General features: G+C 39.0%; 7 protein-coding genes, 1 other RNA gene and 1 pseudogene. 4 read left to right on the forward strand and 5 right to left on the reverse strand.

The features are described 5' to 3' along the window. The first annotated feature begins 204 nt into the window (after positions 1-204). Positions 205-789 (forward strand): hypothetical protein, encoded by a 585-nt coding sequence (locus IPF37_03635; GenBank protein ID QQR48632.1) that lies wholly within the window; start codon positions 205-207, stop codon positions 787-789. Between the two features lie 62 nt (positions 790-851). On the opposite strand, the pseudogene ppsA reads toward IPF37_03635, so the two are convergent. After that, positions 852-3,241: pseudogene (gene ppsA, locus IPF37_03640) on the reverse strand (phosphoenolpyruvate synthase). A 104-nt stretch (positions 3,242-3,345) separates the two neighbouring features. Here ppsA and IPF37_03645 point away from each other — a divergent pair. Next, positions 3,346-4,560, forward strand: a complete 1,215-nt coding sequence (locus IPF37_03645) for a hypothetical protein (GenBank protein ID QQR48633.1) — start codon at positions 3,346-3,348, stop codon at positions 4,558-4,560. Here the strand turns inward: IPF37_03645 and rsmA are convergent. Beyond that, positions 4,461-5,270 carry a ribosomal RNA small subunit methyltransferase A gene (rsmA, locus tag IPF37_03650; GenBank protein QQR48634.1) on the reverse strand — a complete coding sequence of 270 codons (810 nt, stop codon included), beginning with the start codon at positions 5,268-5,270 and terminating at the stop codon, positions 4,461-4,463. The genes IPF37_03645 and rsmA overlap by 100 nt on opposite strands. Before the next feature lie 136 nt (positions 5,271-5,406). Here rsmA and IPF37_03655 point away from each other — a divergent pair, with 136 nt between their 5' ends. Next, a complete protein-coding gene (locus tag IPF37_03655; protein QQR48635.1) occupies positions 5,407-7,101 on the forward strand; it encodes a serine/threonine protein phosphatase in 1,695 nt (564 codons plus the stop codon). A 90-nt stretch (positions 7,102-7,191) separates the two neighbouring features. Continuing rightward, positions 7,192-7,588: a transfer-messenger RNA gene (gene ssrA, locus IPF37_03660) on the forward strand. A gap of 242 nt (positions 7,589-7,830) precedes the next feature. On the opposite strand, the gene IPF37_03665 is transcribed toward ssrA, so the two are convergent. Genes IPF37_03665 through IPF37_03675 form a run of 3 tightly spaced genes read right to left on the reverse strand, consistent with a single transcriptional unit; the run spans position 7,831 to position 13,535 of the window. Continuing rightward, on the reverse strand, positions 7,831-8,493 hold the full coding sequence (locus tag IPF37_03665; protein QQR48636.1) for a GNAT family N-acetyltransferase: 663 nt from the start codon (positions 8,491-8,493) through the stop codon (positions 7,831-7,833). A gap of 12 nt (positions 8,494-8,505) precedes the next feature. Beyond that, complete coding sequence (locus tag IPF37_03670) at positions 8,506-9,885, reverse strand: ubiquitin carboxyl-terminal hydrolase (protein QQR48637.1); 1,380 nt, start codon at positions 9,883-9,885, stop codon at positions 8,506-8,508. A 29-nt stretch (positions 9,886-9,914) separates the two neighbouring features. Then, positions 9,915-13,535: a mechanosensitive ion channel gene (locus IPF37_03675; GenBank protein ID QQR48638.1), complete on the reverse strand. Its 3,621-nt coding sequence runs from the start codon at positions 13,533-13,535 to the stop codon at positions 9,915-9,917. Between the last annotated feature and the right edge of the window lie 16 nt (positions 13,536-13,551).

The raw sequence follows: 13,551 nt of genomic DNA on the forward strand, positions 1-13,551 counted from the left end.
TGCCCTAATTATAAAGGCTAGTACGAAATGGCGACATGTGCAAGTAAAAGAATACATTCTGGGGCCATCTTAATAAAAATATTGCTTCTGCTGCTCAAATTTGATTACTATGAGAAAAATGCCCTTCGAGACGCCAAGTGTTGCTGGTCTCCTCAGGGTGGACGGGAAGAGGGGTAAAGGGAATAATACTATTGAGGGGGAATAATGAAAAAAGGCATGCTTTTCTTACGTGCATTTTTTGCGGTAGTGGTTGTTGTTGGCGGAGTGTGCTCATTAAACGCTTCTTCTTCGCTTGCGCGTAATAAAATTCCACGGGATATTGAGGGTCAAAAAGTTCAACCAGGAGCAACATTTACGGTGATTCAGTTATGGAATTTGATTAATACCAGATTAAAAAAAAAGGCTGCCCATTTTCTGGTGCCTGGTGGCAAAAATAACAAAGTTTTTACCGATAGTGAATGTAATTGGACAACGGGCGGAGCCAATATTCATGGTTCTTATAGTGCCGAGCGACTTGGTTTTTCTGCCGATTGGATGCACAAAAATGGAGATCAACAAGTTACCTTGCATGATGACCCAGATTTGATAACACTTTTGGAAAAAGAAGGCCGCATTGCAAGTGCTAATCAAGGTGATAAGTACCAGAAAATTTTGCTTTATTTTACCGTAAATATGAATGGTGTTTCGTACCGTTTGTACCTCAACGATCCTTATCCTTCAAAAGTTGTCAATATTGGCAAAAAAGTTGTCAATGAAGTTAAAAATATATTGAATGCTTGGGAAGTCTAGATACTCAATTTTTAGGTAACTTTTTAGAAGAGCGGCTACTCGACATAGCCGCTCTTTTGTGTTTAAACGTTGTTGAGAAGTAACATTTCTTTCAAAACGCTGTCTGGGTTGAGCGAAATAGAATCGATTCCTTGATCAACTAAAAACTGTGCAAACTCTGGATAATCTGAAGGAGCTTGGCCACAAATCCCAATTTTCTTGTTAGCTTTTTTAGCGCCTTGAATTGCCATAGTCAGCATCATTTTGACCGCGGCATTGCGCTCATCAAACAGTGAGGCAACAAGGCCTGAGTCGCGATCAACGCCTAGTGTCATTTGTGTTAAATCGTTTGATCCAATCGAAAAGCCATCAAAAAGTTTTGCAAATTCATCGATCAGTAAAACGTTTGAAGGAATTTCAACCATCATATAAACTTCAAGGCCATTCTGTCCTTGGATTAAATCGTGTCGATTCATTTCTTGTAGTGCCTTGTGCGCTTCCTCAATCGTACGTACAAATGGCAACATCAGCTTAACGTTGGTCAGGCCCATTTCAAGCCGTATTTTTTTCATAGCAGCACATTCCAGCGCAAAGCCTTCCTGGTATTTTTCATGATAATAACGTGAAGCGCCACGAAATCCCAACATTGGGTTTTCTTCTTCTGGTTCAAAGTCTTTTCCAGCAATCAATTTGCGGTACTCATTGCTTTTAAAATCTGACATTCTGATAATAACTGGTTTTGGGTAAAAAGCAGCAGCAATGGTGCCCGCTTCTTGTGCTAGTTTGTCGATAAAATATTGTTTTTTATCAGTGTAACCAGCGGTCAATTGCGCAATGAGTGTACGATCTTTTTCGTCAGAAATTTTGTCGGGATGAATAAGTGCCATCGGATGGATTTGCAGCGCGTTATTAATAATAAATTCCAAGCGAGCCAAGCCCACGCCGGCATTTGGAATATTAACCAGGTTAAATACTTCGTCAGGGTTGCCTACGTTCATCATCAAACTTACTGGCGGATTTTTAAGATGGCTTGTTTCTATTCGTTTAATTTCGAAAGGAAAGTGGCCTTGGTAGACAGACCCAACTTCGCCATTGGCACAATCAAGCGTAATTTCTTGGCCGGTTGTAATTTTGGCAGTTGCATCTTCGGCGCCTACAATGGCGGGGATGCCCAGTTCGCGACTAATGATAGCGGCATGACACGTTCTGCCTCCACGATTAGTGACAATGCCAGCAGCAATTTTCATGATTGGTTCCCAATCAGGGTCGGTCATGTCGGTAACCAAAATATTGCCCGGCTGCACTTCGTGCATTGCTTTAATATTTAAATAACGCGTGCTTTACCCACCACAATTTTGCGCCCCACGCTTTTGCCGTGCACAATAATGTTTTCTTTAGAAATCGTTGATTTATCCAGTACATATTCTTCAAAAAAAGATTGCTGTTGTTTTTGAGAATAGACCGTTTCTGGGCGCGCTTGAACAATGTACAGTTTTCCGTCAAGGCCGTCTTTTGCCCACTCGATATCCATGGGTGACCACATGCCGCGCTCTTGAGAATAATGATCTTCAATGATAGCTGCTTGGCGCGCCAAGAAAAGAATTTCATCATCATTCAAACAAAATTGTACGCGGTCTTTGGTTTCAACTTCAACTTTTTTTGTTGCTTGGCCATGGTCGGCATAGATAAGTTTTTGTTGTTTGCTGCCAATGCGTTTTTTTAGAATTGGTTTAAAACCTTGCGCAAGTGTTGGTTTATGGACATAAAATTCATCGGGATTGATGCTGCCTTGTACCACCATTTCGCCAAGGCCATATGAGCCGCTGATGTAAATAACATCTCTAAAGCCGCTCTCAGTATCAAGGGTAAAAATAACACCCGCACTTGCCAAATCTGAGCGTATCATTTTTTGTACACCAATTGAAAGAGCAACGTCCATGTGATCAAAATTATGGTCAATGCGGTACGACAACGCGCGGTCGGTAAATAACGATGCGTAAGCATTGCTGCATGCCGTCATGAGTTCTTGCTCGCTGCGGACATTCAAATAAGTTTCTTGCTGGCCAGCAAAAGAGGTTGCTGGCAAGTCTTCTGCGGTGGCAGATGAACGTACGGCAACATCACAGGGTGCGGGGTAGCGCTTGGTTAGGTTTTGATAAGCTTCTTTAATGGCTTGGGTAAGATCGGCAGGAATTGGTGCTTGCGCAATGAGCGTTCTAATTTGTTGGCCAAGGGCTACAAAAGCTTCAAGATTATTTTTATCAAGTTGTGCGAGTAATTTTTGTAATGGTTCTTCAAGATTGTTGGCTGATAAAAAATGACGATATGCTTGGGCAGTGATAGCAAACCCGCCGGGTACCATGACGCCTTTGGTGGTAAGATTTTGGATCATTTCGCCAAGCGAAGCGTTTTTCCCGCCAACACTATTGATGTCTTTTATACTAATCTCTTCGAATAATTTTATAAATTTCATAAACTAATATCCCTGGCATAGGTTTTTGGGTACCGCACCTGATTCATAAACTCGTGGCACTAGAGTAGACGATTGAGATTTTTTTGAAAATAAAAAGGATAATTATGAGGCAAGAGGTTGGCAAAAACTTAGTTTTTGTTTTGTTCGATGGTATTAAAAATTCGGTTTTTCAAAGCCAAGTTTTGGCTCCCTTGATGGGGATGCTTGATGCCCATTCAACCATTCAGATTACGCTTGTTTCATTTGAGCAGAAACGCCCATCGGACAAAGATCTCATCTCAATAATTCCTGCACATGAACGATTGCATTGTGTAATCAGCCGTAGAACGCCCTTTGTTGGCAAAAACGGTTTAAAAATTGCTTCCTACCAGTTTGGTAAATTATTAGCAATTACACAACCTGACGAGCTGATAGCCCGCGGTCCTTTAGCAGGTTTTGTATTACTGCATGCCATGCGGCAGTTAGTGGGTTGGCAAAAAAGGCATGGTAATGCGAGTGTGGCTATGCCAAAAATAACGATACAAGCGCGTGGTTTATGTGCCGAAGAATATCGGTATGATCGTTCATTTAAAAGGAAATCATTACTTAAATCATGGTTGTATAAAATTGTTTATGGGCGCCTTGAAAGCATTGAGCGCGATGTTTTTGGTACCAAGTTTGGATTGAAAGATGTTGTTGTTGAAGCGGTGAGTCCGGCGCTTAAAGATTATCTGATTGAGCAATTTCAAGCAGACCCGCGCTTGATTACTATCGCTTCAAAAGATATTCCACAAACACTTGCTCAGCCAACCGTTGTGCAATGGCGGGCTGAGGTGCGCAGCCAGCTTGGCATACCCAGTGATGCGATTGTGTATTGTTACAGTGGTTCTTTTAAGCCGTGGCAGTGTGCGCCGCAGACGGTTCAATTTTTCGTTGAGCGACTGCGCGTTGAACCAAAAAGTTTCTTATTGGTACTTTCCGGCGATCATGAAATTTTTGCGCAGGAATTAGTAAAAGCGCAGGTGCCAACGGATCACTTTCGTGTGTTATCGGTAAAAGCTGCAGAGTTGTATCGCTACTTAGCGGCAGCTGATTTTGGCTTGTTGTTTAGAGAGCGTGATGTGATTAATTGGGTTTCGCGTCCCACGAAAATGCTTGAGTACCAGGCGGTTGGGTTGCCAGTGTTGCATAATAATACCATTGCAATATTAGAAAAAGATGAGCGAAATGTATCGTCGCTTCAGCTTTGCAAGCGCTGCCAGATATCAAGCAACATATCAAAAGAAAGTTGCTGTGCGCGCAGTTGCAGTGTGCCACTTTCTAATTGTGTAAGCGGATAGTGCGCTTGTTTAAGATTGTTGGCAAGTGTGCGGCGTGGTGAAGAAAAACAGAGTTTAGCAAATTTCCAAAAATCTTCTTCTTGTGGAATTGGTTTGACAATGGCTTTTGGTTTGAAATACAAAAGTCGTGAATGAACTTTTGGCGCTGGCTCAAAAGCGGCTGGCTCAATTTTTTCCATCAAAGAAACATCAAAATGATGCTGCAGCAACAAGCTTGTTGGGTTGTAGCCCCGCCCCTGCGTTGCCGCAATTTTTTGTGCTACTTCTTCTTGGATCATGACCACGCCTTCGGTAATAAACTGTTTGTGTTTCACGAAGGTAAAGAAAATGGGAAAGGTAATTTGGTAGGGAACGTTTGCCAAAACGACCCATGGCGCATCGGCCTGAAAATCTTCATGCGTAATATCAAGAAAATTTCGGTGCCTGATTTCAAGGCGCGGATCGCTTATTTTTTTTTGAACGACCTCAATCCATTCCGGATCAATTTCATAACAAATCAGTTTTTTGCAGTGTGTTTGTTCAAGAATAGCGCGCGTTAAAAAACCGTCGCCACAGCCAATTTCAAGAACTGTTGTTTCGGGCGTTACGGCCACCGCGCTGATCATATTGTCCACCGTAGAATGCTTACGCAAAAAATGCTGTCCAAATTCTTTCTTCTTGCGTGGCTCTGATTTGTAGGAATAGTCTTTGGTTTTCGGTCTTTTATTCATTAATCTTTATTTTCTGTTAAAAAATCGGTTAAGGTAGGAAAAGGTCAATTATGCTTTAATTTAAGCATAATTTTGGGCCAAAGGCAAAAATTGATCTTTTTGGGGTAATTTGGGGTTTTTCTTAACCGGGGCGGGGATGAAGAATTTTCTATGGTTATTTTTATTGAGCTTATTTGTGAAATGGCCGGTTGTTGCTGCTACCCCGGCTGATTATGCAACGTTGACCGATTGGTCAGTTGCTTGTTTTACCAAACTACCAGAATATGACCATTTGAGTGGGTATGATATTATTAATGGTGAGAGTCTATCAGAAGTTTACAAAACAACGCTGACTGCTCAACAATTCAAAGATAAGATGGAAAAATTTGCAAAGCGTAGCAAGCAAAAGCTTCAAGTCAAAGATAATTGGGTGAGTGCTGATGCGCCACAAGATTCATTGTTTGATATTCAAGCAAAGCATGATAATGAATTTGAGCATGCATTTATCCAAAGATTAGAGATTCCAGCAAATAGCGAAGTTTGTTTTATGGGCGATTATCACGGTAGCGTGCATTCACTGTTGCGCAATCTATGGCGGTTGAGTGTTGATGGATATCTTGACGACAATTTTAAATTTAAAAAAGATAATTTTTATCTGATCTTTTTGGGCGATTTTGTTGACCGCGGCCGCTATGGGGCTGAAGTGTGGTACTCACTGATGCAACTTAAGCTTGCCAATTGGGACAAAGTTCATTTGCTGCGTGGCAATCATGAGACAAGTTTGGCAAGTAAAAAATATGGCTTTTTAGGGTGGAGTGCTATCAAGGGTAAAGGAAAGTTAGAGGGCGAAGTTTGTATTAAATTTGAAACTGATATTGAAAAAGAACGATCTGAGCAGGGAGAAATTGGTAAAAAAATTTTAAATCTCTATCACTTTTTGCCCTTTGCAATCTTTTTGGGTGTTAAAGATAAAAATGAATTTGTACAATGTTGCCATGCTGGCATAGCCGTGAATGATGGAGACACAGATCTTTTTGATGTCAAGCCTTTCATTAAAGAAAATAAAAAATTTCAAAAAATTTCTAAATTTCAAGAAGGCTTTCAGTGGAGTGATTTTTCTCAGGATAAAGATGACTCAGACTTTGCTTCGGGATGTCGTGGGACGAAATATGGCATAGAAGCTACGGTTGCTGGGGGGCAAGAATACTTAAATCAAAATAATCTCAAAGCTTTTTTTCGAGGCCATCAAGATCAGTGTTATGGTTTTAAAATGTTTTTTGAAAATGAGGCTCAGAAGAATGCGGTTATTGAAGGCAAGAAAGAGCGATTTGGGGTTTATCCGTTTGGTCCCTATCATTGGAAATATATTGTTTCTGACTCTCATCAAAGAGAAGCAGATGGCTTTTTAGTTAAAGATTATAAACCAATTTTTACGTTTACTTCAGCATCAGAAGGCCAATCGGTGCCCTTCGATTGTTATGGCATTGTTATGGTTGGTAATGGACTCTATGATAACTGGCGCTTAAAAATCTATGAAACAGGTTTGCCAAATGAGTTAGTTTCAAAAATTCAGGATGCGTCGATATCAAATCGTAATAAAAAATATGTTGCTATTGGTTCAATCACAAGCGATTTAAGAGGTGCGATTGCTGTTGAAGACAAACAGCTTAAAATTAATTGGCTTAGCGTGCCATTGAAAGAAGAAGATTTAAGATCAAAATTGGGTGATATGTTACCATCAGCTCCTAAACCGAAAAAATTAGAAATAACTTTGCAGGAAGCTCTTAAGGCCCTCAAAACAAAATTTGCAGTATTGGCAGAGCAATTGGCGAGATTAGCACCAGGGCATTAATGTGAGCAAAATATATAAAATAAGGGCATTTTTGACTTTGTGCGGGTATTGAGATACCATATAAACAATTATCTTTGAAAAGCAAAGTACGGGGGCGTAACGGTCTCGACGTGGTATTTTGTGCTTTGAGAGCATGCCGAGTTTTGTATGGGGGCTCGTTAAAAAACATTCAAAAAACAATAAATGCAAACGATATGTTTGTTACTAATAATACAGCAAGCTATTATAATGGCGCTGCTGTATGTGCCTAATTCGTTAGGGTTAGTCTAGAGGATTGAGCGTGTCTATCAGTAAGATCCACTTGTATTAAAAAGATAGAACCTTTGCGTAAGATTTTTTAGTTGGGTAGCGCAATTGTATCACTAAACTGGCTTTTACATTTAACTATGCCCCAGAGGAGATGTAAGAGTACAATCAGGGGAGAAGCATGTGGTGCTTAAAGTTCCGAGTGTTGCGGACATGGGTTCGACTCCCATCGCCTCCACCATACTTCGCCAAGGCTTCGTATGGCAAGCCATTTTCTTTAACGGATTGATAATTATAAAAGATTATGTCTCGTTAGAGCAATGCGAAGTATGCCCTTCGAAGCTAATTGCGTAGCAATGCGAAGTAGGGCCCCGCTTTTCATTTCCGCAGGAAATGCCTGGCAAGCCATTTTCTTAGATGATTAATCAATATAAAGTATGCCCTTCAAAGCTCTGATAAGAGCGAAGTAGGGCTCCACTTTTTCTAACTAATTTTCTTTTCCCAAATCGAGAGTGTGTTGTCTGTTTCCATGCCAGTATCAACTTGTGTCCACGCCAGTGCTATTTTCATATCAGGCGCCAATCCATAACCAAAGTATCGACACATAGCATCCAGTGGTTGATAACCTTCTGGTCTGAGAGGATGATCTTCTGGTCGGTCTACCATCATAAAAATGGTTGAGCGAAATCCTTTTGCACGAGCATCGTCTTCTACAATTTTTAAGCTTTCATAAAAACGTTTTACAATGCCTTTTTTACGATATTCCGGATACAGCATAACTTCGCCGATGTATAAATAATCATCGAGATTGAGACCTTTTTTGATGAATGGTGCTTTTATTTCCTCAAGTTCTTCTACGAGTGGGATTGCATTTGCAAAACCTACAACTTTGTCATTATCAAATACCAGCAAAATAATAGCGTTTGGCGATTTAAAATAAGTTTCTAAATACTCGACTTCATACTCAACCGTGCCTTGGTACAGATACGGAAATTCTTTAAAAAGAAAGCGAATGTTAATAATGTCGCTGGAATATTGTCGAGCTTCAGGTCCTGAAAATGTTCGAATTTCGAGTGCTGCACTAAAAACATTTTCTGAGATAATTAATTGCGCAAGTAAAGCAAAAGAGAGTAGTAATTTCTTCACAATATTTCTTTCCTATTTTAACGAACTTAACTTTGTTGCCAGCTCGGCCAATTTAAATTTGAGGGCTTGAAGGGCAGTTGTCAAATTTTCCATTTGTTGGTTTGGGCTTTCTGTTTTTTGATAAAAAAGAAGGTAGGGTGTGAATATTCCTGTAGCTTTTTTTTCAAGATTTCCATCGTGGGGATATATGCCTGCCGAAAGAACCTTATTGATTTCATTTGATTCAAATTTTGTTGTTGTTTCATCATCGCAATACCACCAGTGATTATCTGCTTGGTTATAAACAAAAGCCGTATAATGTCCACCACCAAAAGGCCCTTGATGCAAAACAAAGCTGATAAGTTTGTAGTATACAGGCTCTGTTATTTGATTTGAAAAATAGTTACTTTTAAGAATGAGATAATTGTTAAGAGGTACAGGATTGTAGATTTTTGTCGTGATATCTTGAATCATATCGTAGGCAAAGCGATTCAATTGAACGATAAGAATTTCTGGCATTGGGTTGTTTGCGTCAAGTAAAATACCCTTGGTTGCATCTACTTTTGCGTTGCATGCTTGGCAGAACCACTGATTATCGCCCGTCATATTTTCTTGTTGAAAATAGTAATCAAGTAAGAATTCCATTGGCATAGTAGTTGAAGATTTTTCAGGTAGTGGTTGAGAAAAATTGAGTATTAGTTTACGACCTTGCTCTGTTTTTTCTGTTTTATGTGATTTATTGGCTTGAGTAATGTTTTTGTGTTGAATAGTATCTTTAGTTTCAAAACTTAACATTTTTTTAACAGAGTTGTTTTTTTTATCAACCGTGATTAGTGAGTCGATAAGCGGCATAAGAAACTCATCGCTATCTTGTTGATTTTCAAAAAAAGGTATGAGATTGTTATAAGTATGAAGATTTGTGTACAGATTTTTTTGATCTTTTGTAAGCTTTGTTGTGCCTGGAGCAAGTTGGATTGGTGGTATCTCTTTGAGTTCGTAGGCTTCACCTCGCAATCCTTGGATTATGGATGGCACTTGTAGTACTTCATTAAGAATGTTGGATTGCATTGCTCGGCACGTAATAAAGTCGCGAAACGTCTTGGCATCATCGGTAGTTAAAGCCTTTGGACTAGTAGTTATTAGCTTTTCTAAAAAATCTACATATTTTCCTGCTACCGTGTTTTCATTGCCCACCAAGGCATCTTTAAATGGTTGAGAAAAAAGATGTTGTGTTAGCGGCCGTATGTAGTACAAGGCTTGCATGGCAGCATTCATAAAACATGAGTTTCCCATATAGTTATTAATACCAACCGGTGGTGATTTATAAAGCCTGTCCAACGTGGTTTTTGTTGTGCCAAACATTTGCGAAATAGTCACAACGTTGAGCATTAAGCCCAACAAAATCTTTTTCATAATTACTCCGATTTTTAAAAATTATTCCTTTATTGAGAATCAAATTTAAATTGAATAGGGCTTTGTGAAGAAGATGATGGTGATTGATCAAAGTTATGAAATTTCTTTTCTTCCATATGCAAAACGCGTTGTGGAAATGCAAAGTGGATGCCCTTTTCTTTAAACGCTTTAAAAATATCCTCGCGAATGGTGCTAGCAATGGTCCATTGTTCTTTAACGCGGCGCGTGCTGATAAATGCACGAGCTAGGAAAAATAAAGCGCTTTCTTCGAAATCTTCTAAGCGTACAATTAATCGTGGCACGCGCAAAATGGTCGGGTTGCTTTGAATAACTTCGGTAATAATATTTTTGGTCAAGTCGGGATCTGATTTATAGTCAACGCGGATTCTGATATCAAAGCCGGTAGCAAAACGTCCCTTGCTCCAATTATCTATTTTTTTGGCGATTAAATCTTTATTCGGGATGATCATTGAGTGATTGTAAATATTGACGATGGTTGTCGTGCGCGCATCAATTTTATGGACGGTGCCTCGTGCTCTTTCGTTGTCTTCAACCATGATAAAATTGCCAATTTCAATCGGTCGCTCGATCAGCACCAAAAAGCCGGCGATATAGTCAGCTGCTAAATCTTTCACGGCAAAACCGGCAGCAACAGATAGCAACGTACCAACGTACCAAAACATATTTTCAAGATGGATGAACATAAAGCCAAGAACAGATGCTGATAAAATGATGGCATAATGCAAGATGCGTGAGTACGTATTTTGTGCGCCGGGTTCGGTACGCAAAATGTCGAATAATTTATTGAGTACAAATTTGTGTAGTAGCGATGAAGCGATAAAGCCGCCAACAATAAATAAAATAAGCGAAACAAGTTGGACCAAGCCAAGCTTGTGTTCAGGGCCGATTGGGATAACAAGTTCGGTAGAAAAGAGGCGCCATAAATCTGCTGGTGTGTAGGCAAAACCCCAAATGCGTGCTACTAAAATGAAGGTAACGATCATGAGTGTAAAGAAGCTGAAAATTACGACAAAGCCATAGTAAGTTTTAGCATGCTCAAATTTGTCGATAATTTCTTCTTCTTCTTCTTTCATAAACAAAAAGACAGAATATTTACGAATGTAGTAATGCACAATAAATAACGCAGAAATGAGTAGTGCGGTTGATGGCACCACAAATGCTAAGAACCACGCTAAGTTTGAGTAGCCGATGTATGGATTGGACAAAATAAGCAAGCTCATAATGAAGAAAAATACGGGATAGTAGTGTGCGTCAATTTGTTGTTTGATCCACACTAAAAAAGTATAACGTTCTGGAATAAGGCGTAACACATCTTCTTTGCTAAAAAAAAGCAGAACAGTAATTACCAAAACGAGCGAATAGGCGCCAATCAAAACCGCTGGGAAGATGGTTGGTTGGTCAGGATAGTAGCTTAAAAACGCGCGTCTGAGAGGGAGTAATGTAGCGGTTGAGTAGCATACGAAGGTAATCAGGAGCAAGAAGCGATCTTGTAATTTTTCGGCAAAGAAAAAGAAACTTAAGCGGCGATTGAGTTCTTTTAAACTGACGAGCAATTCGCGCGATAAATAAACAAAAATAGGAATCGTGAGTAAGTAAAACATTGAGACATAATACGGCTTTGCAAAAAAACTGATGGTCGAAAAAATGAATTTGAAATCAAAAATAATATGCGCATAAATAAAGACCCAGCCAAGCATAATGCCCAGATGCTCCAAGCTAAATTTAAGCAATGAAATGATAATGTTGAGCGATAAGAAGCCGATATTTTTACGGTCGCCTGTGAGGCGCAGCGTTGCGCGCTTAAGCATAAATTGTAAAATAATTTTGAGGCACGCATAAATAAACAGGAAGAAAAACAAGAAGAAAAAGAGCGCCAAAATGTCATAAAAATTTATTGTTTTTATGGCAGCAAGTAAGATTGATGGGCCAAGATATTGTGGCGTGTCCCAGAAAAATTCTTTAAAAAAATTTTCGGCTTCCAATAACGAACGCTTGAAGTCTTCAAATGAAATGGCTTTTGGCGAAACCTTCCATAAGCCTTCGTAATTCTTTCTTCGTTCAATCATTTCAATAATGAGCTCGTACTGACTGTTAATTTCTTCTTGTTTGTTAATCAATGCAGAAATAACAACCAAATATTCGTTACTTAAATCAACTTGTTGTTTGAGTAGTTGTTTGATGACGGTTAAGCGCTTGATGATTGTTTGGAGCGCTGGAGCCTGATCTTTAAATACCGTATCTTTTTTTTCAAGAAGTTTATTTTTTTCAAGTTTCAAATCTTCTTTTTTGCGTCCGACATCGAGTTGTTTGATGCTAATTTTTTCGCGCTCTTTTTTGTATTCTTCCAAGGTTTGGGTGGAAACATGTTTGAGATTTAAATATTTGTTTAAAAACTCATCAAGATCAAGTTTTTGTGTTGAAATTTTATAGCGAATATCAACGAGTTGGTATTGAAGATCTTTGAGTTGTGTTGCTTGTGCTGCTACTAGTTTTTTACTTTCTAAAAGCTTTATGTCTTTTTCTAAAACTGCATATAAAGCGTGTAGGCGGCTAGATTCGCTTTCATTGAGGTAGTAGTTTACGGTATCTTTTTTGTCATCTGGGAACGTATTAATTTTGCGGCGAAAGGCATCTTGTTGAATACTAACGCGCCCTTTTTCAGCTTCCTTAGGTTTAATTTTTTTGTCGATTTCATCGCGTTCTTTACGTTCTTTTTGTTGGGCTTCATCAAGTTCTTTTTTTGCAAAATCAACATCGCTGAGCGTGAGGACCAGTAAATCTTCGATAAGTGCTAGGGTTTCTTTTTGTCTGATGTGCTGATTTTTAAGAAGGTCTACTTCATTTTCTTTGAGGCGAGCTTCTTGTTCAAGTAACTTTATTTTGTGATCGCTCAGATCAATTTTTTGTTCGAGTAGATTGTTTTCTTGGTTGTAAAGATCTTCAGTGTCTTGAATAGGGATGGCTAGCATTTCTTTTTTATCGCCACTTTTTGCTTCATTAACAACTTTGTCGCGTTCTTTAAGATTGATTTCAACTTGTTTTTTGAGTGAATTGATAAGCTCACGTTCTTTGTTTTTAAGCTTGTTTAAATCGTCTTTCTTTTTTTCTTCTTCGGTTATTTCTTGCAGAGTATCTGTTGCTTGTTTTTGTGCAGTTCTTAGCTCTTGCCAGGAATAAACCGTCTTAAGACCCTGTGCGCGTGGTGCTTGTAAAAAGTCGATCGTTTTTTCTAGTACTTGTATATTTTTTTCATAGGTTTCTTCAATGTTTTTTATAGTGTTTTGAATAAGTATGAGGTGTTGCTTTTGGTTGGTTAAAAGATCATTTTTTTTATTGAAGTAATGAAGTATTTCTGGTGACTTTGGTGCTGCTTTTTGTTTTTCAAGTTCTGCGGCATCTTTGGCAATAGCTTCTAGGGTGGCGGTTATTTTTTTGTTTTTTTCGATATGGTTTTTTTGAAATTCTTCAAATTCTGTTGTGACTTTTTTGTGTTGCTTTTTTTTAGCATCTTTGGCAGTTAAAAAAGGAAGCCGCGCTGGTTGTTGCGGAAGAAAAAACTCTATAGCTGGCTGGAGTATTGCAGATGGAAAAATCAAAAAAATAGAAAGAATAATAATTTTTGCGCGCATGGGCTTCCTTTTTTTA

The sequence above is a fragment of the bacterium genome (genome assembly GCA_016699045.1).
GTDB lineage: Bacteria > Babelota > Babeliae > Babelales > RVW-14 > AaIE-18.